Raw genomic sequence first — 25973 nt, 5'->3', positions numbered from 1 at the left:
CGAAATTAAGGGCGGTTCGCTGCGTAACTTAAGGCGGGATCACAGGAGAATGACTATGCCATCCTCACGCCTCATCACCGCTTGTTTCGTCACTTCATTGCTGATTGTGACGTCCGGTTTTGCGACCGCGCAGCAGCCACCGGTGTCACGCGCGCGTGGCATGATCGAATCCGTCAATGGCGATCTGCTGATCGTGAAAGGTCGCGATGGTCGCAATATCACGATGAAGATGACGGCGAATGCCGCCGTCACCGGGGTCGAGAAGATCGGGCTCTCCGATATTCAGCCTGGCGCCTATATCGGCGTGACGTCGGTCGCCGATGCACAGGGTAATCAGAAAGCCACCGAGGTTCACCTGTTTCCGGATTCGCTGCGCGGCGCGGGCGAAGGCACGCGGCCTTGGGACACTGCGCCCAACAGCAGCATGACCAATGGCGGGCTCGACAAGATGGTGGAAAGCAATGACGGCCGCACACTGACAGTGAAGTATCGCGGCGGCGAAAAGCAGGTCGTGGTTGGCCCCGACACGGCCGTGGTGAAACTCGTGCCCGGCAAGCGGTCCGACCTTCGCGAGGGTGCGCAGATCGTCGCCGCGACGGCGCGGACTGCGGATGGTGTGCTGGAGACATCGCGCGTCAGCGTCGGGCTCAATGGCATTACGCCGCCGATGTGAAAGGTGTCGTGCCCGAACCAAGGAGTCCGGGCACGAGCGAGAGACGCCTATGCGTTGGTAGAGCGGTCGTCGACCAGAATGCGGCGGTCGATATCCTCGACGCGGCTGATGCCGCACAGACCCATCGTGGTGCTGAGTTCCTTGGCGAGAATGTCGATTGCCTTGGCGACGCCGGCCTGTCCGCCCGCGCCGAGGCCGTGTACATAGGCGCGGCCGATCATGCAGGACTTGGCGCCGAGTGCGAGCGCGCGCAGCACGTCCTGTCCGGTGCGGATGCCGCCATCGAACATGATCTCGATCTGAGAGCCGAGTTCCTGCACGATTTCCGGCAGCACCGAGATCGACGATGGCGCGCCGTCAAGCTGGCGGCCGCCGTGGTTGGACACCACCATCGCGTTCGCGCCGGTCTTCACTGCCTCGCGGGCGTCGACGATGTCGAGGATGCCCTTGATGACCATCTTGCCGGGCCAGATGTTGCGGATCCACTCAATGTCTTTCCAGCTCAGCGACGGATCGAACTGCGTGCTGATCCATTCCGACAGCGAATTGAGATCTTCCGTGCCCGCCATCTGACCGGCGAGATTGCCGAATGTCTTGCGCTTGCCGCGCAGCACGCCGGAGACCCAGGCGGGCTTGGTGGCGAAATCGAACAGCGTGCTGAGCCGCCATTCCGGTGGAACGGTCATGCCGTTCTTGATGTCGGCGTGGCGTTGGCCGATCACCTGCAGATCGACGGTGAGCACCAAGGCGCTGCACTTGGCGGCAATGGCGCGTTCGATCAGCGACTTCATGAAGCCGCGATCCTTCATCATGTAGAGCTGAAACCAGAACGGCTTCTTCACATTTGAAGCAACGTCCTCGATCGAGCAGATCGACATCGTCGACAGCGTGTAAGGAATGCCCGCTTCCTGCGCCGCGCGGCAGGCGTAAATCTCGCCGTCGCCGTGCTGCATGCCGGTGAGGCCGATCGGCGCGAGGATCATCGGCATCGCTGCCGGCTCGCCGAGAATGGTGGTGTTGAGCGTGCGCGAGGCGACATCGACCAGAATGCGCTGGCGGAACTTGATCTTGCTCAGATCCTCGCGGTTCGCGCGCAATGTGGATTCGGTGTAGGAGCCGTGATCGCAATAATCGAAAAAGGCTTTCGGCACCCGCCGCATATGCAGGTCGCGAAGGTCGTCGATACAGGTGATGTTCTTCATTGTTGTTTCCGGCTATCGTTAGGCGTCCGAGGCAAAGGCTGCTGACGCTGCCATAGGCCGGCAGCCGCGCCTCAACCAGATTGTGTGTCCATGGAGGCGATCATGGCCGATCGGAACCATACCTCGGAAGCCGACAAAAGGGCTAAGGACAATCGGGAAAAGCTGGAAGAACAGCTTGTAGAAGGGTTGGAGGACTCGTTTCCGGCGTCGGATCCCGTGAGCGTAACGCAACCGCATCCGCATCTTCCGCGTCGTGGACGGTTGCGACGGAACCCAACCGATAATTCATCTCAATGAATTCAATATCTTAAGTGGAGGCCCCGGCGTTAAGCAGGATCGTGATTGCCTATTTTGGGCAGCTTGGCGGCCGCAATAATTCATCATATTTTTTGAAGCAGTTTCAACCGCCTGCTCTTTATAAGGAACACGCTCGATAAAGAGCATGCTTCGTAAAAAGCATTCCTGGCGAAACGCGCCGTTCGGGCAGCGTTCGCGGCGGGGGTCAGGATCACGGGGACAGCATGGTTCGCAAGTATTTCGGCACCGACGGCATTCGTGGCCGCGCCAACGGCCTGATTACGCCGGAGTTGGCGCTGAAGGTGGGGCAGGCGGCAGGACTCGTGTTCCAGCGTGGCGAATATCGCCATCGCGTCGTCATCGGCAAGGACACGCGGCTGTCGGGCTACATGATCGAAACCGCGATGGTCGCGGGCTTCACCTCCGTCGGCATGGACGTGCTGCTGCTCGGTCCCATTCCGACGCCGGCGGTTGCGATGCTGACCAAGTCGATGCGCGCCGATCTCGGCGTGATGATCTCCGCTTCGCATAACCTGTTCGACGACAACGGCATCAAGCTGTTCGGCCCGTCCGGATTCAAACTGTCCGACGAAGTCGAACTGCAGATCGAAGAATTGATGGACGAGAACATCGACAAGCGGCTGGCGCAGAGTGCGCATCTCGGCCGTGCCCGGCGCATCGATGGCGTTCACGACCGCTACATCGAATTCGCCAAGCGCACGCTGCCGCGCGACCTTAATCTTGAAGGCCTGCGCGTCGTGGTCGATTGCGCCAACGGCGCGGCCTACAAAGTGGTGCCGGAAGCGCTCTGGGAATTAGGTGCGGACGTCATCAGCATCGGCGCCGAGCCCGATGGCTTCAACATCAACAAGGAGTGCGGTTCGACCTCGCCCGAAGCCTTGAGCCGCAAGGTGCGCGAGATGCGCGCCGATGTCGGCATCGCGCTTGATGGCGACGCTGACCGCGTGTTGGTCATCGACGAGCGCGGCCATCTCGTCGATGGCGACCAGCTGCTCGCGGTGATCGCGCAGAGCTGGAAGGAAGACGGACGCCTCGCGAAGCCCGGCATCGTCGCCACCGTGATGTCCAATCTTGGCTTAGAGCGCTTCCTCGAAGGCGAGGGCCTGTCGATGGTGCGTACCCCGGTCGGTGATCGTTATGTGCTCGAGCAGATGCTGGCGCAGGGCTATAACCTCGGTGGCGAGCCATCCGGCCACATCATCATGTCGGATTTCACCACAACAGGTGATGGCTTCGTCGCGGCGCTGCAAGTGCTGGCCGTTGTGCAGAAGCTCGGGCGTCCTGTTTCGGAAGTGTGCCATCGTTTTGAGCCGTTGCCGCAAATCCTGAAGAACGTGCGCTACCGCACCGGCAAGCCGCTGGAAAATCCAGAGGTGAAATCGGCGATTGCCGATGCCGAGAAGAAGCTGAACGGTTGCGGCCGTCTCCTGGTGCGCTCGTCCGGCACCGAACCGGTGATCCGGGTGATGGGCGAGGGCGATGATCGCGACCGGGTCGAAGAAGCGGTTGATATGATCGTATCGGCTCTGAGCTTCGGGGCTGCTGCCTGAAGCCTGCCCCGGCAGATTGATCGGGCGGAGACACGCTGCATTCCGGATATGACGAAAGCTGCCTAGCAGGCCGAAGAATCCGCCCGTAAATTGGGCGTGTATTCAATCCGGCTCGCGGTGTGCATTTGAATAAGCCAGTCATTCTTTCGGAGGACGTCACGGCGGCTCCTGTCGTCACGAATACTCCGCCGTCCACGCAGACGGCGGCGTTCGGCGTGCTGGGCGTGGTGAGCCTGTCGCATCTCCTGAACGACCTGCTGCAATCGCTGTTGCCGTCGATCTATCCGGTTTTGAAGGACAACTACTCGCTCGATTTCAGCCAGATCGGGCTCATCACGCTGACGTTCATGGTGACGTCGTCGCTGTTGCAGCCGCTGGTGGGCATTTACACCGATCGTCATCCGAAGCCTCAATCGCTCGCGCTCGGTATGGGCTTTACGTTTGTCGGGATGATCCTGCTCAGTGTTGCCCATCACTACTATGTGATCCTGATCGCTGCCGCGCTGGTCGGCACCGGCTCGGCTGTCTTCCATCCGGAATCGGCGCGTATCGCCCGCGCGGCGTCAGGCGGGCGTTACGGTCTCGCGCAATCGGTGTTTCAGGTCGGCGGCAATTTCGGACAGGCGCTGGGTCCGATGGCGGCAGCGTTGATCGTCGTGCCGTTCGGGCAAGGTAGTATCGTCGGTTTCTCGGGCGTCGCAGCGGTGGCCATGGTGATCCTGTGGCGGCTTGGCGCCTGGTACAAGCCGCGCATGACAATGCGAAAGCAATCGCATGCCGCGCGTGATTCCGTCGGCCTGTCCGCCGGGCGCGTCAAGTTCGCGCTGGTCGTGCTGGTGGTGCTGTGTTTCTCGAAGGCGTTCTATCTCGCCGGCATCAACAGCTACTACACCTTCTTCCTGATCCATAAGTTCGGCGTCTCGACGCAGACGGCGCAAATCTATCTGTTCGTGTTTCTCGCCGCGAGCGCCTGCGGCGTGTTCTTCGGGGGTCCGCTCGGCGATCGCTTCGGCCGCAAGTACGTGATCTGGTTTTCGATCGTCGGCGCGCTGCCGTTCACGCTGATGCTGCCTTATGCAAGCCTGACCGGAAACCTCGTGCTCAGTGTGCTGATTGGCTTCATCATCTCCTCGGCGATGCCTGCGATCATCGTCTATGCGCAGGAGTTGATGCCGCATCGTTTCGGTATGATCTCCGGTCTGTTCTTCGGCTTCGTGTTCGGGATCGGCGGCATCGGCGCGGCGGTTCTCGGCTATGTTGCTGATCGCACCAGCATCGACTTCGTCTATCAGGTGTGTGCGTTCTTGCCGGCGATCGGATTGCTTGCGGTGTTTCTGCCGCAGCTTAAACGTCAGCACGCCTGACATTCCTGCCGCCCGGACATCAGGCGCGAGAGTGATCGCACCGATGTCCGCGCGCTCGTATCAATCTCCTATTAACATCTTGGGCGCGCTTGTTAGCGAAGTATTAATCGCGTCTCTTCACCCGCCTTAAAATTCACGGTTAAGAATTAGGGTTAAGTGCGGCTTAAACATTTGGTGCCATCGTCCGGCTGAGGATTTTTGAGTGAGGCCTTTGCGTCGTCCTGCCTCACTGGACGAAAGGGACCATCCGATGCGTTACGTGAAATCCATTTTAGCCGCGAGTGCCGCTTCATTATTGTCGGGCGCGGCGCTTGCCGCCGACCTTCCGATGCCGCCTCCCTACGTGCCGCCGCCGGTGCAGGAGTTCGGTGGTTGGTATCTGCGTGGCGATATCGGTATGACCAACCAGAGCGTGAAGAAGCTCGACAGCGCGTCCTATTCGCTGATCACGTCTGAATCTGGGATCGGTTTTGATAGCTCGCCACTTTTCGGAGTTGGTGTCGGTTATCAGTTCAACAACTGGTTCCGCATGGATGTGACGGGCCAATACCGTGGCAAGGCCAACTTCCACGGTTCGCAGACCATATTCAACGGTGTTGACCACCTCGCTAATAACTACACGGGCAGCAAATCCGAAGCCCTGTTTCTCGTGAACGGCTATGTCGATCTCGGCACCTGGTGGTGCATCACGCCGTTCATCGGCGCGGGCGTCGGCACATCGTATAACTATATCTCAGGCTTCCGCGACGACGGGGTCAGCAGCACAGGTGGCGTGGCGAATCCTGCTTCCGTCACCTACTTCGGCGACAAGGGAAAATGGAATTTTGCCTGGGCGGCGCATGCTGGTCTTGCCTATAGAGTGAGCCCGAATCTGACGATGGAACTGGCTTACAGCTACGTGGACCTCGGGAGCGCTGCTCCCGGAAATTATGCCTCTTACGACGGGTTCACGTCAGGCGCTTCGACCATCAAGTTCAAGGACATCACGTCGCACGACATCAAGCTCGGCGTTCGTTGGGCCATCGATCCGATGCCGACCTACGTGCCGCCTCCGCTCATCACCAAGGGCTGATCGTCGCTATACGATATAATTTTAGAAACGGCGCGGATTTCCGCGCCGTTTTCTTTTGCGGGGGAGGGACCTCGCACACGATTGGTTAAGGTTAACAGGCGATGATCGGGCAGGGTTAAGCGTTGGTATCGAGGAGCGTTGCGATGCGTCGGCTGGTGGTGGCGATGATGGTTGCAGGAGCGGCGCAGGCTGCGCAGGCCGCGGACCTTCCGGATTTTTCAGCCTTGCGCGGGCCAGTCGGCATGAGCCGCGGTGTGGTCAACTGGCAGGGCTTCTATGCGGGCGGCCAAGTGGGTTATGGCTCCGCTGACATGAATTTTGCCGGGTCGAACAACGCGCTGATTGCGAAGGCGCTTGGTCCCAACAACATTCTTCAGAATGTTGTTGAGTCAGTATCAGAGGCGAACGGTAAGACCACCGTGCATCAAACGACGTTTGGCGGCTTCGTCGGCTATAATAGCCAGTGGGATGACGTCGTTCTCGGCGTTGAAGCCAACTACATGCACGGCAACTTCAAGGGGACGTCGAGTGTCGCGCCTGTTCCGCTGACTTATGTCACGCCGTTCTCCGACAACCTTTATCATACGGTCGGGCTGAATTCGTCGCGATCCATTTCCATCACCGACATGGGCACCTTCCGTGCCCGCGCCGGTTATGCAATGGGCAACTTCCTTCCTTACGTGTTTGGCGGCGGTGCGCTGGGACGCGCGAATATTTCAAGCTCTGTGGTAATTACCGACAGATCGGCTGCGACGTTGGTCGACTCTCCCAGCGCTCCGCTCGTGACTTATTCCGCAAGCGATTCGATCGGCGGCAAGATGCTCTACGGCTATACGGCCGGTATCGGTACAGAAGCCATGTTGTTCGGCAACGTCTTCGCTCGTGCCGAGTGGGAGTATGTCCGCTTCGTCAACGCCGGTGGTGACATCAACATCAACACCGTACGCGGCGGCCTTGGCTACAAGTTCTGATCGCACTGTAAAGCTCAGGCGAGTTTGAGCGCGGCCGCTCCGGCGGCGATGAGTGCTGCAGTGATGATGCGGCGCATGCCGCTGTTTTCGCGCAGGATCAGCGTCGAGATAGCGACCCCGAACAGCACCGAACTCTCGCGCAGCGCGGCGATGGCCGCGACCGGCGCCTGCGTCATCGCCCACAGCGCGAGGCCGTATGCGCCGAGCTTGCAGCCGCCGCCGATCGTTGCAGTGAGTCCGTTCGTGCGCATCATGCTCCACACCTTCCGCCTGTCGCGCAGCCACACCAGCATGAAAAGTGGAACGCCGCTTAGCAGGTTGAGCCACAGCACGTAGGCGACCGAATTGCCGGAAAGCCGCACGCCGGTGCCGTCGATCACGGTGTAGAGCGCGATCACCATCGCGTTGGCGACGGCGATCATCGTGGCGCGATGGTTCGCGTGGCGATGGATTGCAAGCAGCAGGATGCCGCCGCAGATCAGCCCGATGCCCGCCCAGCTTGCAGGCGTCAGCGTTTCGCCGAGCAATTGCGCGCTGCCAAGCGCAACGATCAGCGGCGCGGTCCCGCGCATCAGCGGGTAGGTGTGGCCCATGTCTCCGGCGCGATAGGCGGCCGCGACCAGCACGAAGTAAATCTGGTGGATTGCTGCTGAGGCGATGAACCACGGCCAGCTTGCAGGGGCAGGCGTGCCAGCAAACGGCAGCACGCAGGCAGCCATCACGGCGGCTGCGCCTGCAACGAGGCCCGCTTCCTCAAGCTTGTTCTCGCCGGATTTGACGATCGCGTTCCAGCTCGCATGCATCAGCGCGGAGAACAGGACGAGCAGAAGCACATGAGTCGGCATCAACGGTTTCCGTTTCGGGGAGGATCGCCATCCCTCTCACATTCACGAAACTGTCACAATCGACGCCTGCGTATTGCTGCTCCTGTGAAATTGCCTTGACCGGCCGGGGGCCTTCGCGTATCTCCGCCAGTGGGACACCTCCCCCCAACGGGAGGCTTACTATCTGGAAGGATAGACTATGACTGTAGTGAAGCCCGCTTCGCGGCCGAACGTGCCGCATTTTTCCTCCGGCCCCTGCGCCAAGCGCCCCGGATGGACCCCCGAAAATCTCAAGGACGCTGCTCTTGGTCGCTCGCACCGCGCGAAGATCGGCAAGGCCAAGCTCAAGCTCGCGATCGACCTGACGCGCGAGGTGCTTGAAGTTCCCGCCGATTACCGCATCGGCATCGTTCCTGCGTCCGACACCGGCGCCGTGGAAATGGCGCTGTGGTCGCTGCTCGGCGCGCGCCCCGTCACCATGATCGCCTGGGAATCGTTCGGCGAGGGCTGGGTCACCGACGTGGTGAAGCAGCTCAAGCTCAAGGACGTGACCAAGCTCACCGCCGGTTACGGCGAGATCCCGGACCTCGCCAAGGCCGACAAAAACTCCGACATCGTCTTCACCTGGAACGGCACCACCTCCGGTGTGCGCGTGCCGAACGCCGACTGGATCGCGGCGGATCGCGAAGGCCTGACCATCTGCGACGCCACCTCGGCGGCCTTCGCGCAACCGCTCGACTGGGCCAAGCTCGATGTCACCACCTTCTCCTGGCAGAAGGCGCTGGGCGGCGAGGGCGCACACGGCATTCTCATTCTCTCACCGCGCGCCGTCGCGCGTCTCGAAAGCTACACACCGGCGTGGCCGTTGCCGAAAATCTTCCGCATGACCAAGGGCGGCAAGCTGATCGAAGGCATCTTCGTCGGCGAGACCATCAATACGCCGTCGATGCTGTGCGTCGAAGATTATCTCGATGCGCTCAACTGGGCGAAGTCGGTCGGTGGCCTCAAGGGCATGATCGGCCGCGCCGATGCCAGCACCAAAGCGCTGAGCGACTGGGTCGCCAAGACGCCGTGGGTCGATTTCCTGGCGGCCGATCCTGCGATCCGCTCCAACACCTCGGTATGTCTCAAGGTCGTCGATCCAGCGATCACCGTGCTGCCAGCCGATGCCCAGGCGGACTTCGCCAAGAAGCTCGTCGCGGCGGTCGAGAAGGAAGGCGCGGGCTACGACCTCGGTCATTATCGCGATGCCCCTCCGGGCTTGCGCATCTGGTGCGGCGCGACCGTCGAGGCGAAGGATGTCGAAGCCCTGACGCACTGGCTCGACTGGGCTTTTGCCGAAACCAAGGCCGCGCTCGCCAAGGCGGCGTAACGCATTACGCGATGTCATTCCGGGGCGCGCCAAAAGCGCGGCCCCGGAATCCCTGATTTGCTTTTCCCTCTCATATCGAGATTCCGGGTTTGCTCACGCCGTTCGTGGCCCGGAACGACGAACACAGGATCGCTCCCATGACCAAGCCCAAAGTTCTCATTTCAGATGCGTTGTCTCCCGCCGCCGTGCAGATCTTCAAGGACCGCGGCGTTGATGTCGATTTCCAGCCCGCGCTCGGCAAGGACAAGGACAAGCTCGCCGAGATCATCGGCAACTATGACGGCCTCGCCATCCGCTCCGCCACCAAGGCAACGGCAAAGATTCTCGCCAACGCCAAGAACCTCAAGGTGATCGGCCGTGCGGGTATCGGCGTCGATAACGTCGAAATTCCCGCCGCTACCGCACGCGGCATCATCGTGATGAACACGCCGTTCGGCAATTCGATCACCACAGCCGAGCATGCGATTACCTTGATGCTCGCACTGGCGCGCGAAATCCCGCAGGCCGATGCCTCGACCCAAGCCGGCAAGTGGGAGAAGAACCGCTTCATGGGCGTCGAAATCACCGGCAAGACGCTCGGTGTGATCGGCTGCGGCAACATCGGCGCGATCGTCGCCGACCGCGCGCTCGGTCTGAAGATGAAGGTGATCGCGTTCGATCCATTCCTGTCGCCAGAGCGCGCCAAGGACATCGGCGTGGAGAAGGTCGAGCTTGAGGATCTGCTCAAGCGTGCGGATTTCATTACGCTGCATACGCCGCTGACCGACAAGACCCGCAATATTCTTGACGCCACGGCGATCAACAAGACCAAGAAGGGCGTGCGTATCATCAACTGCGCGCGCGGCGGCCTCGTGGACGAGACGGCGCTACGGGCTGCGCTCGACAGCGGCCATGTCGCGGGCGCGGCGTTCGACGTCTTCGTCGAGGAGCCGGCCAAGGAAAACGTGCTGTTCGGCCATCCCAACGTAATCTGCACCCCGCATCTCGGTGCCTCGACCAATGAAGCGCAGGAGAACGTCGCGCTGCAGGTCGCCGAGCAGATGTCGGATTATCTGCTCACCGGCGCGATCTCGAACGCGATCAACTTTCCGTCGATCACGGCGGAAGAAGCGCCGAAGCTGAAGCCGTTCATCGAACTCGCCGAAAAGCTCGGCTCGTTCGCGGGCCAGCTCACCGAAACCAACATTGCCAAGGTGCAGATCACCTATGAGGGCGCAGTGGCGGAAATGAAGGTGAAGGCGCTGACGGCGGCCGCACTGTCAGGTCTGCTGCGCCCAATGCTGGGCGACGTCAACGTCGTGTCCGCGCCGGTGGTCGCGAAGGAGCGCGGCATGGTGGTAGATGAGGTGCTGCGTGCGGCAGAGAGCGATTATGAGAGCCTCATCACTGTCACAGTAACCACCGACAATATGGAGCGTTCGGTGTCCGGCACGGTGTATGCCGATGGCGCGCCGCGTCTCGTCAACATCAAGGGCATCCGCGTCGACGCCGAGTTCGGAAAGTCGATGATCTACATCACCAATGAGGACAAGCCGGGCTTCATTGGCCAGTTTGCCTCGCTGCTCGGTGACGCGAAGGTCAACATCGCGACCTTCCATCTCGGCCGCAATCAGCAGGGCGGCGATGCCATCGCGCTGGTCGAGGTTGACGGCCCTGTGCCAGAGGCGATCCTCGCCAAGATCGCGAAGCTGCCGCATGTGAAGCAGGCCAAAGCTCTGGCGTTCTGAGCGACGAGCCCTTAAGGGTTTTCATTCGAAAGGCGGCTGCATCCGGAGGGGTGCAGCCGCCTTTCCCGTTTGACAGAACGGTCGGCGGCAAATAATTTAGAATCATTCTAATTTATTGAGAGCCATGAAGCTGGCGGCGGGGCGAATTAGGTGAGCTGTTCGATCGCGACGCGATTCCTGCGCGTTATCAATCATGTGCTGGTTGGTGCAGTGGCTGCGTTCTGCCTCTCCGGCGGCGCTGCCCACGCGACCGATGAGATCCAAGTCTACGACGCGTCTATTGCCGCAGTAGGCCAATGGACCATTCAGCAGCACCTCAACTATGTCGCGCGCGGTCAGTCCTTGCCGCCGTTTCCGGGAGGCTTCAGGTCCGATGGCAGCCTCAACGGCACGCCGGAATTCGCCTACGGCCTGACGGATTGGTGGGAGCTTGGCTTTTATCTGCCGTTCGCTGTGCAAGACCGGCAATTCCTGTCCGACGGCTTCAAGCTGCGAACTCTTTTCGTGTCACCCAATGCGAACCAGCGTGAGTTCTTCTACGGCGTCAATTTCGAGCTGGGCTATGAGACGCCGAAATTTTCCCAGACCCGATGGGGACTCGAAATTCGTCCCATCATCGGCGTGCGCAAGGGCGATTACGAGTTCATCGTGAATCCGATCGTGGACATCGGGCTTGGCCGATTGGGTGAAGCGGATTTCGCTCCGGCGTTCCGGGCGGCGAAGAAGGTTGCCCCGGATGTGCAGCTTGGTCTCGAATACTATGCGGATTTTGGCGAGATCGGGCGTTTTGCGGCTGTTCGGGATCAGCAACATACGCTGTTTGCGGTGGCTGACTTCAAGGCCGGCGATTTCGATGTGAACTTCGGTGTGGGATATGGCCTCACGCCCGCTTCGGATCGTGTCGTGATCAAGACGATCATCGGTTACGCCTTCCCGGTGTCGGGAAGCAAGCCGGACACTGGAGCGGCTACGCTGAGAAATCCATTTCGTGAGCAGAGTACAGGTTTTCGTCCGGTTGGATCATCGTTCTGAGTTTGATCGCGGCTGCGCTTTCGCGTGATCGAGCGAAGACCTTAGGGACAGGCCGGCAGGGTGCGGAGTAAGGAAGATTCAACGGTCTTCCGATAAATGAAATCCCCCTGCCTGGCGCGTCCGCGCCCGTTCCTTCGGAGAAACCGTCGTGAAATTTCTGAACAACTGGCCTATCGCCCTGAAGCTGGGCGCGCTCGTAGGCGTGACCCTGATTGGCCTGTGTGCCGCAGGCATCTTTGCCGCTCGCATGATGCAGAACGAAATGTATCGTGCGCGGACAGAGCAGCTTCGTGCGATCGTGGAGACCGCGCGGAATATGGCGGTTGGATATCAGAAGGACGTCGAAGCTGGAAAGCTGACGAAGGAAGCGGCGATCGAGCAGTGGACACAGCGGGTCCGCAGCATGACCTATGACGACGGCGCGGGCTACCTCTTTGCCTATACGATGGAGGGCGTCGCGGTTGTGGTGCTCAATCCGAAAATGGTCGGTACCAACAATCTCGACCTCGTGGTCAACGGCCGGAAGTCCACCCGTGAAATGCGCGATGGCGTGGCCGCCAACGGGAACGTCACGATTTGGTACGCCTACCAGAAGCCCGGCGAGTCGGAGCCAAGTCCCAAGGTCTCCTATGCAGCCGGCATTCCGGCCTGGAATATGTACGTCGGCACCGGTGCTTATATCGACGACGTGCATGGCAAGCTGATGCGGATCATCATGGCGCTGGGCGCCGCGATACTCGGCATCGGTTTGGTTGCGGGTGTCGTAGCCTGGTTCATCGGTCGTAGCATTACAAGGCCGCTTGGTCAGTTGGGCCAGCGGATGAAGGCCTTGGCGGACGGGCAGCTCGACGAAGCGATTCCAGGCATTGGCCGCCGCGACGAGATCGGCGCGATGGCGACGACGGTCCAGGTCTTCAAGGACAATGCGATCCGCATTCGCGATCTGGAACGGGCCGAGACCGAGTCCAAAGCGCGCGCCACTGCCGAGCGCGCTGCAATGATGGCGGGCCTGGCCAATGACTTCGAAAGCAACGTGAACGGGATCGTCCGTTCTGTGGCGAATTCCGCCGCTGGAATGCAGACAACGGCGGAGACCATGACCTCGACCGCGACCGAGGCCAGCAACCGTGCGGCAACCGTCGGTGCCGCGTCGGAAAGAGCTTCGGAGAACGTTGAGACCGTCGCGGCTGCGGCCGAAGAACTGTCGTCGTCGGTGGCTGAAATTTCCCGTCAGGTTGCGCAGTCGAACGAGATCGCCAGCAAGGCGGTGGCGGACGCCGAGCGAACCAACGCGACCGTGCAGGTGCTGTCCAACGGTGCCGAAAAGATCGGCGAGGTGGTGCAGCTCATTCATACCATTGCCACGCAGACCAATCTGTTGGCGCTCAACGCCACCATCGAGGCTGCCCGCGCGGGCGATGCCGGTCGCGGCTTCGCCGTGGTTGCTTCGGAGGTGAAGACGTTGGCCAGCCAGACCGCCAAGGCGACCGAGGAAATCTCGATGCAGGTCACCTCGATGCAAACGACGACCAACGACGCCGTTATGGCGATCAAGGGTATCAGCCAGACGATCGCTCAGATGAGCGAGATCACCATGAACATCTCGAGTGCGGTCGAGGAGCAGGGTGCGGCGACGCGCGAGATTGCCCGCAACATCCAGTCGGTCGCGGCCGGATCTGGCGAGATCAATCAGCACATTGGTGGTGTCAGTACGGCGGCGTCCGCCACCGGTTCGGCGGCGTCGGACGTGCTGTCCAACGCCCGCGATCTCGATGCTCAGGCCAGCAAGCTGGATCGGGCGGTGAACGAGTTCCTGTCCAAGGTGCGTGCGGCGTAACGTCTGTTATCTTTCCACGACGACCATCAACGCCGCGGCTTTGTCCGCGGCGTTTTTTGTTCAGGCCTGCTTCGGCTTGCGCGCGGCGATCACCACACCGGCGAATACCAGCGCGTAGCCAACGATGTGGTAGAGGTGAAGCTCCTCGCCAAGCAGTCCGATCGCCATCACCGACCCGAACACGGGAATGAGATGCAGGAACGGTGCCGACCGGTTGGCGCCGATCAACTCGATGCCGCGATTGTAAAATAGATAGGCAAGCGTCGAGGGGAAGATCGCGACATAGACGAGAACCGGAATGGTGTGGGCGTTCAGCGATGTGACACGTCCCGTGGACATCTCCCACAAAAACAGCGGCAGGATGAACAGCGAGCCGACGCCGCAGTTGAATGCAAGGAAGGAGAGTTGCTTCAGCGCCAGCCGCCGTGAAGCAAGTGCGGAATAAAAGCCGAAGACGAACAGCGCCACGGTATAGCCGATGTCGCCCTTGTTGAAGTGAATCTGCAATAGCGCCGAAAGCCGGCCCTGCAGGATGATGGTCAGCACGCCCATCAGCGAAATCACGATGCCGAATGCCTGCATCCATGTCAGGCGGACGTTGAACAACACCAGCGCGAACAGGGCCACGTAGAGCGGACCGGATGATTGCAGCAGCAGCGCGTTGAGCGCGGTGGTGTATTGCAGGCTCCAGTAGCCGAGCGTGTTGAATGTCGCGACGCCGGTGAAGGACAGCACGATCATCGGGCCAAGGTTCTGGCGGATGACGGGCCAGTCCTCGACGAGGTCCGACCAGGCAAACGGTAACAGCGTCAGGAATGCCAATTGCCAGCGCAGGTACGACAATGCCATCGGCGGAATCTGGCCCGCAGCATAGCGGCCGATCACGATGTTTCCGGCCCAGAACAGCATGGTGAGACAGAGCAGCAGATAGGGGCGCTCCATCAGGCGGAGCGACAGGAAAGGCGGCTTGGGCGGGGTCATTTCGGCGGCGGTACCAGTGTGGCGGCAGGATTTCGGCGATATTGCGATTTAGATGGGGATATCAATAGTTTGTGGAGAGGGTCATGGCCCGGTCAAAAGCCTGTTTTGCTTGCGTCATATCCCATCATCCTTTATCGGGTGGTGGCCTGGCATGCGAGCGTTCCTGCCGGTAGGCGCAGCCATGTCCGGCTGCTTGAGATGAACGTGAGGATGCTTCCGGAAATGGCTTACCCCAATGGCTAATGTCGTGGTCGTCGGCGCTCAGTGGGGCGACGAAGGGAAAGGCAAGATCGTCGACTGGCTTTCTGAGCAGGCTGACATCGTCGTTCGTTTTCAGGGCGGGCACAATGCCGGCCATACACTTGTCATCAACGGCGAGACCTACAAACTCGCATTGCTGCCATCCGGCGTGGTGCGTTCGTCGAAACTGTCGGTCATAGGCAACGGCGTGGTGTTCGATCCACAGGCGTTCGTCACGGAAGTCGGACGACTGAAAGAGCAGGGCGTCGCGGTATCTCCCGACAATCTGCGCGTTGCCGAGAACGTCACGCTGATTTTGCCGCTGCATCGCGAGCTCGATGCCGTGCGTGAGAACGCCAGCAAGGCGACCGCGATCGGTACCACCCAGCGCGGCATCGGCCCGGCCTATGAAGACAAGGTCGGCCGCCGCGCTATTCGTTTGATGGATCTCGCCGATCCGCAGACCCTGCCGCACAAGATCGACCGTCTGCTGACGCACCATAATGCGCTGCGCCGGGGCCTTTCGCTCAAGGAGATCGATGCGGGCGAGGTTTTGAAAGATCTCGCGCAGATCGCGCCGCATGTTCTGCCTTATGCGGATTCGGTCTGGAATTTGCTCGACCACAAGCGCCGCGAGGGCAAACGTATTCTGTTCGAGGGCGCGCAGGGTGCGCTGCTCGACGTCGATCACGGCACCTATCCGTACGTGACCTCTTCCAACACGGTGGCGGCGCAGGCTGCGACCGGCTCAGGCATGGGGCCGAGCGCGCTGGGTTATGTGCTCGGTATCTGCAAGGCCTACACCACGCGTGTCGGCATGGGCCCTTTTCCGACGGAACTGACCGACGCGACCGGCGAACTGATCGGCCAGCGCGGGCGCGAGTTCGGCGTCAATACCGGCCGCAAGCGTCGCTGCGGCTGGTTCGATGCGATGCTGGTCCGTCAGACGGTTCGCACCTGCGGCATCCACGGTCTTGCCTTGACCAAGCTCGACATTCTCGATGGCTTCGAAACCATCCAGATTTGTGTCGGTTACGAGCTCGATGGTAAAGAGATCGACCATTTGCCGGCAGGCGAGGGGGCTCAGGCGCGGGTCAAACCGATCTATGAGACCATCGAGGGCTGGCAGGAGCCGACCGCGAACGCGCGTTCGTGGGCCGACCTCCCGGCGCAGGCGATTAAATATGTGCGGCGTGTGGAAGAACTCGTGGGATGTCCGATTGCCCTGCTTTCCACGAGCCCCGAACGCGAAGATACTATTCTGGTGCAAAATCCATTCGAGGCATGATTTCGCGACAAGCATGCGCCTCGGCAATGGGGTTGTGTAAAGGGTTCGCCGGCTGAACAAGAATGGCTGATTATTATCCCCTCATCGCGCGTGCCGTCTCCGGCCTCGATCCCAACGCTTCAGGGGAAAGTCGGCGCGCGTTGTATGAGCGCGCCCGCACCGCGCTGATCGCCCAGTTGCGCGGCGTTCAGCCCCCTCTCACCGAAGCCGAAATCACCCGCGAGCGGCTGGCGCTGGAAGAAGCCGTGCGCAAGGTTGAGGCGGAAGCCGCCCATCGCATGCGGGGAGAATCGAATCGGTCCGAGCCGCCGCGCGGTCGGCCCGAAGGGCCCAACCGCGAAGGCCCACGCCGTGGGGATATTTTGCGTGACAGCGCCCGCGCCGCGGCCGGTGCACGTGCCGCGCAGCCTGGTGCTCCGGCACCGCGCCCGACTCTGTCGCGAGGCGATACGCCGCCACCACCTTATGAAGATCGTCCGCGCGAGCCGGGTCGCCCGCCCCGCGCACCGGATTCGTTTCCCGGCCAGCCGCATCCTCCAGGAGGGCAGGGCCGCCCGCCGCAGGCGGGTGTCGGAACGCGCGGCTTCCGCGATGTCGTCGCCGATACCGATGAGCTCGGCCGCGCCGCCTCGCAGGCCAATCGTTCGGCACGCAAGACGTTCGCCAACGTCTCCTCGCCGACGCCGGAGTTCGAACGCTCCGAGCCCGACATGGAGCAGCGCGGCGCGTATGCCGGCTATCCCGATGACGAATCTTATGAGGAGCTCACCGATCATGAGCTCGCCGCCAAAAGCCGGCGTACCGGTTCGGACAAGGTGCGCAGCGGCTTCCCGCTCAAGAGTGTGCTGTTCGCAGGCCTTGCGCTCATCCTGATCGGCGGCGGCATTCTGGGGTACCAGAAGTTCGGCGGCTCGATGAAGTCGATGTTCAAGCCGTCGCAGCAGAGCACGACGCAGAACACGACCAACCCGGACACCGGCGTCCGGCCGAAGATTACCGACCGCGTCGGGCAGCAGGATTCCAACCAGCAGGTGGCTCAGGTCGCGCAGCGCGCCATCCTGTATGAAGAGGATCCCTCTGATCCGCAGGGCAAGCAGACCGTCGGCACCGTGGTCTGGCGTCTCGATCAGGTTGCGGCCTCGCCAAAGCAGAAACCGGATACCGCGATCAAGGCTGACGTCGAACTGCCCGACCGCAAGATGAAGGTTGCGGTGACGATCATGCGCAACACCGACCCGTCCATGCCGGCGACCAGCCACACCATGGAGATCGTGTTCACGGTCGGCCCTGATTTTGGCACCACCATCGCCAACGTGCCGGGCGTCTACGCCAAGTCACCAGACCAGCCGCGCGGTACGCCGCTCGCGGCGACGTCGGTCAAGGTGCAGGACGGCTACTTCCTGATCGGCCTTTCGAACGTCGACGTCGATCGCGCCCGTAACATTCAGGTGCTGAAAGAACGCACCTCGCTCGACATTCCGATCGTCTACGGCAACGGCAAGCGCGCCATCCTGTCGATCGAAAAGGGCGCTCCGGGTGAGCGCATCTTCAACGAAGCTTTCTCAGCCTGGGGACAATAACCTTGCGGATTACGCTGGCCGGTTCGCGCCACTTCGGAGTGAAAACACTCGAGATGCTTCTCGCCCATGGCGTGGAGATTGCCGGCGTGGTCGTCGCTGATGGCGATGATCGTCTGGCCGCAGCCGGTCGTGCGGCGGGGCTTCATGTTCACGTGCAGGCGCACCCGAAGGTGATCGAGGCTTCGGAGATTCCGCCGGGTACCGATCTGATCATCACCGCGCACAGCCATGCGAAGGTGACGCAGGACGCGCTGAAGACTTCCCGCCTCGGCGGCATCGGCTATCATCCGTCGCTCTTGCCGCGGCATCGTGGCATCGCCGCGGTGGAATGGACGATCAATGAAGGCGATCCCGTTACCGGCGGCACGATCTATCATCTCGCGGAGAAGATGGATGGCGGTGCTATCGCCGCGCAGGAATGGTGCTTCGTCAAGAAGGGCGAGACTGCGCGGGAATTGTGGGAGCGTGCGCTCGCACCTCTCGGACTGAAACTGATGGCGCGCGTGATCGATCATGCCAAGGCGTTCGGCTCGCTGCCGTCCAAGCCGCAGGACGAGCAGTTCGCGACACAGGCGCCGCGTATCAAGGCTCCGGTCGAGGCATAAGCCAACGAAGCGTAAGCTAAATGAAAATGCCCGGTGCGAGACCGGGCATTTTAGTTTTCACCGACCCTTCTGCATCAGGCCGCGGGCGTTTCGCCCTCGCGTACCGCAAACGTCACGAGATCGACTGCATCGGTGACGCCTTCGGCTGCACGCCGTACGATCGTTTCGGCCATCTTGGCCTTTGTCGCAGGCGTTCTGTTTTGTTCGGCGATCTGTGTGACGGCGATGTTGAGCACTTCGCGTAAAGCAGCCACGGTTTCTGCGCTGAATGTTTCCGGCGGACGATTGATCATGCGCGTCTCCTTGGTTGAATGGTGGGCGAACCATTGAGGTGTATTGAGGCGGTTGTGAGTCTGTTGGCTACGAAAGAAAACAAATCGGCGTGCGCGAATTCAGAATCCCTCAATTCATATTTTCTTCATGCTTTGTCATGCGTGTCGGTGATGACTGCCGATGAAGCGTTACCGTCTGTCGCACTACATCTTGTGCGACGCATAAGGCGATGCCGATTAGTCGCTTCAGAATCGATATGCGTTCAAAAGAGCTAGTGCTTTTGTTGGCTTTTCATTTTCTCTTGATTGATCTGTGAGCCGAGCCCATCTTCGGTTCCGGCTGGAGGATAGTTCATGAATTTCACGAGAACGCGAAGGTTGTCGTTTGGGGTCGGGTTGATCTCGCTGCTGTCGGGTAGCCCGCTGCTCGCGGATGAAGAACTCAGTCTTTCTTTTCTGGACAAGAATGATTTTTATCTCTCATCCGCCGGGTTCAAGGTGCAGTTGGCGAATGGCCCCAAGGGAGAGAAGGCGTTGCACGCCTTGCCGCCGCATCGCTTTGTGATTCACACCGCCAAAGGCGTGTCGCGCTACCTGTTTGCGGACCCCAAACGGTGCGTCTGCATTTTCGTGGGCAGCAAGGACAATTACCTCTCGTATCGCTCGATTCTGTCGCAGCCGCTGGGTGCTGCGCCTAACGATGTCGAGGCCGATTACAAGACCAATGCCCTGACGATGTTGAATGCCCCGTTGGGCGGCAAGGACATTTACGATCCGGATTCGCTCTCGGAATTTTTGCAGGATTATTACTGATAAAAAAGCCGGCGTTTCCGCCGGCTTTCATATCTGTTCGATGATGAGGCCGCGTATCAGTAGGCCGCTTCAAGCGCGGCCTGTTCCTGACGCGCCACGGTGTTCTTCACCGCAGCCTGCACCTTCTCGAAGGCGCGCACCTCGATCTGGCGCACGCGCTCGCGCGAGACGCCGAACTCGGCAGCGAGATCCTCGAGCGTCATCGGATCCTCGGCAAGCCGCCGCGCCTCGAAGATGCGACGCTCGCGTGGATTCAGCACGCCCATCGCACCGGTCAGCGCGCTGCGGCGGTGATCATACTCCTCGCTCTCCGCCATCACCGCTTCCTGGCTGGGCGAAGTATCGACCAGCCAGTCCTGCCATTCGCCGGGCTCGCCATCGTCGCGGATCGGCGCGTTGAGCGAAGCGTCGCCGCCAAGGCGGCGGTTCATGTCGATCACGTCGCGCTCGGTGACGCCGAGGCGCTTGGCGATCAGCTTCACCTGATCTTCGCGCAGATCGCCTTCTTCCAGCGCCGAGATCTTGCTCTTGGCCTTGCGCAGGTTGAAGAACAGTTTCTTCTGGTTCGCGGTGGTGCCCATCTTCACGAGCGACCACGAACGCAGGATGTATTCTTGAATCGACGCCTTGATCCACCACATCGCATAGGTGGCAAGACGGAACCCCTTTTCGGGCTCGAAGCGCTTGACCGCCTGCATCAGGCCGACATTGCCTTCCGAAACGACCTCGGAGATGGGCAAGCCGTAGCCGCGATACCCCATGGCGATCTTCGCCACGAGCCGCAGATGGCTGGTCACGAGCTTATGCGCCGCATCCCGATCGTCATGCTCGCGCCAACGCTTGGCGAGCATGTATTCCTCCTGCGGTTCAAGCATGGGGAATTTGCGGATTTCGGCAAGATAATGGGAGAGGCCGGATTCTCCGTTGAGAACCGGCAGGGTAGCTGTACGGGCCATGTTGTAGCGCCCTCCGTTGTTCAGGCCCCCGACATCGGCGGGCCAGGCAGGCTGCTGCTTTGTCAAAGCCAGCGGAGCTGCAATGTTCCGTGCCGGGACATCTCCGTCACGCAGGTGCAGCATACACCTGAGGGGAGCGAAAAGGGAAGAACAAAACGGGGTCACGAAGCCGTGACGGCAGTTAAATATCTGTAATATTAGATATTTTCCAATCGGACTGCGTCAAGGCGCCGCGCGAAGGGCTTCCTGCAGGAGAACCAAATCCTCCGGAAGCCCCGACTGCCAGTCCATTATTTCTCCTGTGGCCGGATGCTCGATCTGGAGGAGATAAGCATGGAGCGCCTGCCTACCCAGGGCCGCCACCCTTGTTTTAGCGGAGGCGCTCAACTGGTTGGCCTTGGTGCGGAAGCCCGAGCCGTAGACGTCGTCGCCGATCAGCGGATGGCCGGCATGGCCGAGATGGACCCGGATCTGGTGAGTTCGTCCGGTCTCGAGCTGGCACGCAAGCAGCGAGGCAATCGGCTTGCCGTCCCGCCCCTCGAAGCTTTCCAGCAATTCCCAATGGGTGACGGCGTGCCGGCCGCCCTGCCGCACCGCCATTTTTTCCCGGGCGAAGGGGTGACGATCGATCGGCTGGTCAATGGTGCCGTGCAGCCGCGATGGTGCCCCCCAGACAAAAGCCATGTAGCCGCGCCGCAGCGCGCCAGTGCGGCCGTGATCGGCGAACTGCGCTGTCAGCGATTGATGGGCGCGGTCGTTCTTGGCCACCACCATGAGCCCGGTGGTATCCTTATCGAGCCGGTGCACGATGCCGGGCCGTCTGACGCCGCCGATGCCGGAAAGGCTTGCGCCGCAATGGGCAATGAGGGCATTGACCAGCGTGCCGGTTTCATGTCCCGCCGCCGGATGCACCACGAGCCCTTTGGGCTTGTTAAGCACGAGGAGATCGTCGTCTTCGTAAACGATATCGAGCGGGATGTTTTCGCCTTCCGGCTCGGCCGGCACCGCCGGCGGAACCTCGATGATGATCGTCTCATCGGCCTTGACCTGATAGGCGGGATCGAGGATCGGAGCACCGCCGATGCTGACATGGCCGGCCACGATCAGGGCCTTCAGGCGGGTGCGCGAGAGGTCCTCGAACTGGTCGGCGAGCACGCGGTCGAGCCGCTGCGATTTGCCCGCGGCACCGGCTGTGATAATGCGGCGTTCGCCGGTATTTTCCGCACTCTGATGATGTGAAGAAGACTCGTTCATGACCGAACATGTAGCTGCCGAACTCACGCCTGAACAGGCCGCCATGATGGCGCGGCTCAAGCGCCTGATGCTGATCGCGGGCCTGACCACGGCGCTGGGAATCGGCGCTGTCTTCATCGCTATCGGCTACAAGCTGTTTCGCGGTGAGGGCCGGACTGTATCCGCCACCGAGGCCACGATCATGCTGCCTAAAGGCAGCCGGATCGTCTCCACGGCAGCGCTGGACGACCGGATTGCCGTAACCCTGGATATCGGCGGGGCGACCGAAATCCGCACTTTCGACGCCAAAACCTTCAAATTGCTGGGCCGGGCCCGGTTCGCCACCGAGCCTTAAGTTCACGCATCGGCTTTTCGCATCTTGCGGATTGTGCTCGTGGCGGCTATCCCTTGCCCCAACGCTCCCTTCGTCTAGCGGTTAGGACGCGGCCCTCTCAAGGCTGAAACAGGGGTTCGATTCCCCTAGGGAGCGCCAACGTCAAAATAAAGATTTGAAATCATTATATCTTTAGGGATTTTCCCCCGCCGGATACTCTGTCCGGGGGAACGGTTTGTTCGCCCTTTGCTCCGATCACTCGCGTGACTTGAATATATTTGAAGTCGGTTGGTTCGCGAGTGAGTCTGGGCTGCGACCATCCAAGGGATGATCGTTTCCGAGCACAATTCCCTGTTCTTCTGCGCGCAGTCGAACGTACCCACGAACGACAGCTTCGGAGAATTCATACCAACCCGCTCTGTTACCCTTCACAATAGAAGCATGGCTGGCGCGTTTCAGCGAATTCATTCGTGAGTTAAATGTCTCACGCGGTAAGGGCTCTTCTCCGCGCTTGCGCTGAATCCGGATGTAGCTTTGATAGATATCTGTACTGCGACGCTTTAGCTGATGGTGGTCAGCCACAGCCCAAAGTACCGACTCGTAATCGGCCTTATATTTTAGGGACGCTTTTTCATACATCGCCTTTAGGTGCGGTTCGATGTCGATAACTGAGGCGCGGATAGCGGTCGTGTAGTGCGTCGAGTTCGTCTGCTTTACGTCGTTTTCGTCCACAAACGCCTGCCAGAATAATTTCTCTGACATCAGGTGGACGTAGTGGGGAAACCCGTCACTGATTTGAGCGATGCGATAGAGCGAAGTATCTTCGACAGTTATGCCAAGTGCCTTTGCGGCAAAGAAAATGATCTCCAAGCACGGATGCAGCGCGAGCCGTTCCAGCGGAACGGCCGTCAGATAACGATAACAAGAGTGGTGCGCATCGAGCAAATCGCTTAAAGCCGATCCTATTCCGCAGAAGACAAATTTGATTGGTACGGATTGATCGCCTATCTGTTTGATGAAGTCTGCGAAGAGCATCCGTTCGCTTGCTTCAGTAATGCGCTCAAATTCGTCAATTACTATCACAGGCTTTTGGGAGTGCTGTTCGGCGAGATATCCGAGAATGGAAACAGTTTCGTCAATCGTCTTCATATCGGGGACCGCTCCCCGCTCGATTGTTTGGCTTGCTTCCGCAGAAATAAACCCCTTCCATCCGCCCGAGATTTTTCCTGTCCTGCTCGACCTCGCTACAGTCGGGTCTCCTTGCCCCACTAGCTTTTGCGCGATGCTCCTCGCCACAGTATAGAAGGTCGAGGAATTGTCGCATCCAATGAACAGTGCCGCGCCATCGGAAGATTGATGCTCGATGGCTGCCGTCTGTGCTAGCGACGTTTTTCCGACGCCCCTGTCTCCGTGAATAAATATATGCCGTCCGGGTTGCACAAAGGCCCTGCGGATATCTTCAAGAATCTTGTCTCGACCGCGTAAAAATTCTGGGCTGCGGATAGGTGTGGTGGGGGATAATTGCGCCTGTAACGTCGCCTCAAATTCTCCGCGAGTAAGCTTTCCGATAGTCATTTCTTACAATGCCCTAATGTAAAACTTATTCAGCGTGTGAATCTGGAATTAGCTTGTCAAGGATAAGTGTACATTTCGCACAGGCTCACCACATCAACCCGAATAGCAATTGAAGCGCCCGTGCTTCACACCGCGAAGGTAGCCTTGCGAAACCTGAGTCGCGAGTTCGTATTCCAGATATTCGTTTGCAAGAATCAGCGCGCGGATCGTGCTGCGAAGATCGCCGCCGCAAGCCGCAATCGCCTGATCGCAGGCCGCGTCTAATCGATCCGACTCCGCCTCTGGGGCGGGCTCCGGCTGGGCTGACATGATGATATTCCGTGTTGACGTATCTTGAGTGTTCTTATTTTGTTCTTCAGCGATGGAAGAGTCAAGTAAGAGTCCCCAACGGCGTTTTCCGCCACCGTGGACGGCCGAGCGGCCGAATGCGGACACCTATGCCGTGAAGGACGCAAACGGCGTTACGGTCGCCGTGGTGCCGTGCCGGGACGATCTGAAAGGGGTGCCGTTCTATCACTCCTATCTCACGTCCGATGAAGCCCGCCGGATCGCTAAGGCGATCACGCGCATTCCTGAATTCCTGCAACAGCGGCACGGCTTTCACCCACGCGGAGCGTCGCCGCATCGCTGGTCAAGGCTGCGGCCGTTTCACGTCGCGCTCAAAGACGACTACATTCGCGGGCGGTGGGATTGGATAGACGCAGTCTGCAAGATGAATCGAATTCCATTCGACGGCACGGGAGAGCGGATACAGCGCGAAGGGTGCTGGTGCGTTTTTGAATTCGCCGTGCAGCTTGAGGCGATCCAATTTTGGGCGGAATTTGAAGGCCGCTGGCTGGTCGGTGAAGAGTTCATCTTTCCCGACCAGCCCGCGAATTTGCCACCGCTGAAAAAGCCGAATTGGAAATCGAAGCCCGGTCGCGGTTAGCCGAAATCGATTCCCTCCGGGATTGAAACGTTGCATCCGGACATCAGCGAAAGAAGCTCCGCTTGTGTTGTCGCTTCTTCGTTGAAGTCTTCGTCTTCGGTCGGCACCAACGCGATCTCAAATCCTTGGGCGGCTAAACGGCAATCCAAAAACGCAAGCTGTTCTGCGGTGAGACTGCCGGGAAGATCGCCGAAGCCATCCAAGTCGAAGCCATCGGCCTTTTCGTCGCCAGTGAATGCGTTGCCTTTGCAACGGCCGTATTGGTGCCAAAGGTTATCCTTGCCGATGGCGTAGAACTGCGTGCCGCCCTTATCCGAACAATTGATGTCGTAAACTGCGAACGTATGCGGCCGGTAGTCCAAATCCTTCAATTTCGAATAGCGCTCCACGCGCTCGGCGTAACGCTTACCTTTACCGGGCGGGAGCGCCTCGCCATTGTGGGCGACGATGGCTTTTGTGATCCATTTGCCGAATGACTTTTGCTCCCAGCGAATCCGAATCGCTCCATCGGCGACAAGCCGGACACGCGGCTGTTTTTCCGTAAGATCGTAATCGGATGCCGCACCACGGAAGCTAATAACTTTGCCGCTGGCATCGCAGATTAGATTGCAGTCCCGCACCACGTCCAACACAATGTAGAGGCCGCGCGCCGCCAAGGTCGCGCCGATCCGTCCAAGGCGGTCGGGAAAGCGTTCCATATCCCATACGAATGAGGGGTCAAAAGCTCCACGGCCTCGCCACGCGTGCTTGCCGTCTTTACCCAGTTCAATGGCGTATAAATCGAAGTGGATGGGCGTGGCACCAAAGGGCTCGTACTTCTCTGCGATGCACGCTTCGGCATACTCACGATACGCGATATAGTCCTGCTCGAATTTCGCCGGTACGCGGTCGCCGGTCACAAGCGAAATGCACTTCTCTTTCGGGCTTTTATCTTCCGGGCCGTTGTGCGCGAGATACGGGAAGTCCACCACTTCGTGAGGGCGGTTCAATCCATACGGCGCGATCCGAGAACTAACTTCCGGTGCCGACGTGCCCGCAGCGATGCGCTTGAGGTTCGCGTGGTTCTCACGCTCGCGCTTGTCCTTACGCCTAATGGCGTCGATTTGACTCGGGTGGGTGAAAGCCATCTTCATTGAAATTACTCCTACTCGAAACGATTTTTGCGTGCTTCCGCCAATCAGCACCGAACAATGCAAAGGCTGTTGATTCATCGGGTACGGTAAAAA

24 protein-coding genes and 1 tRNA gene are annotated in these 25973 nt (G+C 60.1%); 16 read left to right on the top strand and 9 right to left on the bottom strand.

Annotated features, from left to right (window positions below; genetic code table 11):
* The first annotated feature begins 55 nt into the window (after positions 1–55).
* Positions 56–673: a hypothetical protein gene (locus HMPREF9697_RS09620; RefSeq protein WP_002717009.1), complete on the top strand. Its 618-nt coding sequence runs from the start codon at positions 56–58 to the stop codon at positions 671–673.
* A gap of 47 nt (positions 674–720) precedes the next feature.
* Here the strand turns inward: HMPREF9697_RS09620 and HMPREF9697_RS09615 are convergent, their stop codons facing one another.
* Positions 721–1875, bottom strand: coding sequence for an alpha-hydroxy acid oxidase (locus HMPREF9697_RS09615; RefSeq protein ID WP_002717008.1), 1155 nt, complete (start codon positions 1873–1875; stop codon positions 721–723).
* A gap of 521 nt (positions 1876–2396) precedes the next feature.
* On the opposite strand from HMPREF9697_RS09615, the gene glmM reads away from it, so the two are divergent.
* The 4 genes from glmM to HMPREF9697_RS09595 all read left to right on the top strand — a co-directional run bounded on the left by glmM (position 2397) and on the right by HMPREF9697_RS09595 (position 7150).
* The gene (glmM, locus tag HMPREF9697_RS09610; protein ID WP_002717007.1) at positions 2397–3743 is read left to right on the top strand and encodes a phosphoglucosamine mutase; all 1347 of its coding nucleotides are present in this window, start codon (positions 2397–2399) and stop codon (positions 3741–3743) included.
* A gap of 125 nt (positions 3744–3868) precedes the next feature.
* Positions 3869–5107, top strand: a complete 1239-nt coding sequence (locus HMPREF9697_RS09605) for an MFS transporter (RefSeq protein ID WP_040307886.1) — start codon at positions 3869–3871, stop codon at positions 5105–5107.
* A 250-nt stretch (positions 5108–5357) separates the two neighbouring features.
* Positions 5358–6179 (top strand): outer membrane protein, encoded by an 822-nt coding sequence (locus tag HMPREF9697_RS09600; RefSeq protein ID WP_002717005.1) that lies wholly within the window; start codon positions 5358–5360, stop codon positions 6177–6179.
* Positions 6180–6322: 143 nt separating this feature from the next.
* Positions 6323–7150 (top strand): outer membrane protein, encoded by an 828-nt coding sequence (locus tag HMPREF9697_RS09595; RefSeq protein ID WP_002717004.1) that lies wholly within the window; start codon positions 6323–6325, stop codon positions 7148–7150.
* Positions 7151–7164: 14 nt separating this feature from the next.
* Here HMPREF9697_RS09595 and HMPREF9697_RS09590 read toward each other — a convergent pair whose 3' ends face one another.
* Complete coding sequence (locus tag HMPREF9697_RS09590; RefSeq protein WP_002717003.1) at positions 7165–7995, bottom strand: EamA family transporter; 831 nt, start codon at positions 7993–7995, stop codon at positions 7165–7167.
* 178 nt (positions 7996–8173) lie between these two features.
* Here HMPREF9697_RS09590 and HMPREF9697_RS09585 point away from each other — a divergent pair, with 178 nt between their 5' ends.
* The 4 genes from HMPREF9697_RS09585 (at position 8174) to HMPREF9697_RS09570 (ending at position 13942) form a co-directional block, all read left to right on the top strand.
* Positions 8174–9346 (top strand): phosphoserine transaminase, encoded by a 1173-nt coding sequence (locus HMPREF9697_RS09585; RefSeq protein WP_002717002.1) that lies wholly within the window; start codon positions 8174–8176, stop codon positions 9344–9346.
* 137 nt (positions 9347–9483) lie between these two features.
* Positions 9484–11073 (top strand): phosphoglycerate dehydrogenase, encoded by a 1590-nt coding sequence (gene serA / locus HMPREF9697_RS09580; protein WP_002717001.1) that lies wholly within the window; start codon positions 9484–9486, stop codon positions 11071–11073.
* 150 nt (positions 11074–11223) lie between these two features.
* Positions 11224–12105 carry a hypothetical protein gene (locus tag HMPREF9697_RS09575; protein WP_002717000.1) on the top strand — a complete coding sequence of 294 codons (882 nt, stop codon included), beginning with the start codon at positions 11224–11226 and terminating at the stop codon, positions 12103–12105.
* 148 nt (positions 12106–12253) lie between these two features.
* Complete coding sequence (locus HMPREF9697_RS09570) at positions 12254–13942, top strand: methyl-accepting chemotaxis protein (protein WP_002716999.1); 1689 nt, start codon at positions 12254–12256, stop codon at positions 13940–13942.
* A 60-nt stretch (positions 13943–14002) separates the two neighbouring features.
* Here HMPREF9697_RS09570 and HMPREF9697_RS09565 read toward each other — a convergent pair whose 3' ends face one another.
* Complete coding sequence (locus HMPREF9697_RS09565) at positions 14003–14923, bottom strand: DMT family transporter (protein WP_002716998.1); 921 nt, start codon at positions 14921–14923, stop codon at positions 14003–14005.
* Between the two features lie 235 nt (positions 14924–15158).
* Between HMPREF9697_RS09565 and HMPREF9697_RS09560 the strand changes: the two genes are divergently transcribed.
* The 3 genes from HMPREF9697_RS09560 to HMPREF9697_RS09550 all read left to right on the top strand — a co-directional run bounded on the left by HMPREF9697_RS09560 (position 15159) and on the right by HMPREF9697_RS09550 (position 18636).
* The gene (locus HMPREF9697_RS09560; RefSeq protein ID WP_002716997.1) at positions 15159–16451 is read left to right on the top strand and encodes an adenylosuccinate synthase; all 1293 of its coding nucleotides are present in this window, start codon (positions 15159–15161) and stop codon (positions 16449–16451) included.
* A 62-nt stretch (positions 16452–16513) separates the two neighbouring features.
* On the top strand, positions 16514–18031 hold the full coding sequence (locus tag HMPREF9697_RS09555) for a hypothetical protein (RefSeq protein WP_002716996.1): 1518 nt from the start codon (positions 16514–16516) through the stop codon (positions 18029–18031).
* Between the two features lie 2 nt (positions 18032–18033).
* Positions 18034–18636, top strand: coding sequence for a formyltransferase family protein (locus HMPREF9697_RS09550; RefSeq protein ID WP_002716995.1), 603 nt, complete (start codon positions 18034–18036; stop codon positions 18634–18636).
* A gap of 74 nt (positions 18637–18710) precedes the next feature.
* Here HMPREF9697_RS09550 and HMPREF9697_RS09545 read toward each other — a convergent pair whose 3' ends face one another.
* On the bottom strand, positions 18711–18929 hold the full coding sequence (locus tag HMPREF9697_RS09545) for a hypothetical protein (protein WP_002716994.1): 219 nt from the start codon (positions 18927–18929) through the stop codon (positions 18711–18713).
* A gap of 375 nt (positions 18930–19304) precedes the next feature.
* Here HMPREF9697_RS09545 and HMPREF9697_RS09540 point away from each other — a divergent pair, with 375 nt between their 5' ends.
* A complete protein-coding gene (locus HMPREF9697_RS09540; RefSeq protein ID WP_244597930.1) occupies positions 19305–19721 on the top strand; it encodes a hypothetical protein in 417 nt (138 codons plus the stop codon).
* A 56-nt stretch (positions 19722–19777) separates the two neighbouring features.
* Here the strand turns inward: HMPREF9697_RS09540 and rpoH are convergent, their stop codons facing one another.
* Entirely contained in the window at positions 19778–20677 is a 900-nt protein-coding gene (gene rpoH, locus HMPREF9697_RS09535; RefSeq protein ID WP_002716992.1) for an RNA polymerase sigma factor RpoH, read from the bottom strand.
* A 222-nt stretch (positions 20678–20899) separates the two neighbouring features.
* Entirely contained in the window at positions 20900–21931 is a 1032-nt protein-coding gene (locus HMPREF9697_RS09530; protein ID WP_002716991.1) for an RluA family pseudouridine synthase, read from the bottom strand.
* Here HMPREF9697_RS09530 and HMPREF9697_RS09525 point away from each other — a divergent pair.
* Both HMPREF9697_RS09525 and HMPREF9697_RS09520 read left to right on the top strand, forming a co-directional pair.
* A complete protein-coding gene (locus tag HMPREF9697_RS09525) occupies positions 21930–22265 on the top strand; it encodes a hypothetical protein (RefSeq protein ID WP_172583895.1) in 336 nt (111 codons plus the stop codon). The genes HMPREF9697_RS09530 and HMPREF9697_RS09525 overlap by 2 nt on opposite strands.
* Positions 22266–22328: 63 nt before the next feature.
* A tRNA-Glu gene (locus HMPREF9697_RS09520) sits at positions 22329–22403 on the top strand.
* Positions 22404–22499: 96 nt separating this feature from the next.
* On the opposite strand, the gene HMPREF9697_RS09515 is transcribed toward HMPREF9697_RS09520, so the two are convergent.
* Both HMPREF9697_RS09515 and HMPREF9697_RS09510 read right to left on the bottom strand, forming a co-directional pair.
* Entirely contained in the window at positions 22500–23819 is a 1320-nt protein-coding gene (locus HMPREF9697_RS09515) for an ATP-binding protein (RefSeq protein ID WP_040307885.1), read from the bottom strand.
* Between the two features lie 93 nt (positions 23820–23912).
* Complete coding sequence (locus tag HMPREF9697_RS09510) at positions 23913–24128, bottom strand: hypothetical protein (RefSeq protein WP_002716988.1); 216 nt, start codon at positions 24126–24128, stop codon at positions 23913–23915.
* A gap of 133 nt (positions 24129–24261) precedes the next feature.
* Here HMPREF9697_RS09510 and HMPREF9697_RS09505 point away from each other — a divergent pair, with 133 nt between their 5' ends.
* Positions 24262–24747 carry a hypothetical protein gene (locus tag HMPREF9697_RS09505; protein WP_244597928.1) on the top strand — a complete coding sequence of 162 codons (486 nt, stop codon included), beginning with the start codon at positions 24262–24264 and terminating at the stop codon, positions 24745–24747.
* On the opposite strand, the gene HMPREF9697_RS09500 is transcribed toward HMPREF9697_RS09505, so the two are convergent.
* Positions 24744–25880, bottom strand: a complete 1137-nt coding sequence (locus HMPREF9697_RS09500) for a hypothetical protein (RefSeq protein WP_002716986.1) — start codon at positions 25878–25880, stop codon at positions 24744–24746. The genes HMPREF9697_RS09505 and HMPREF9697_RS09500 overlap by 4 nt on opposite strands.
* Positions 25881–25973 lie beyond the last annotated feature (93 nt).

Origin of the sequence: Afipia felis ATCC 53690 (genome assembly GCF_000314735.2) — a bacterium.
Classification (GTDB): domain Bacteria; phylum Pseudomonadota; class Alphaproteobacteria; order Rhizobiales; family Xanthobacteraceae; genus Afipia; species Afipia felis.
This window is presented reverse-complemented; position numbering and strand designations above follow the sequence as displayed.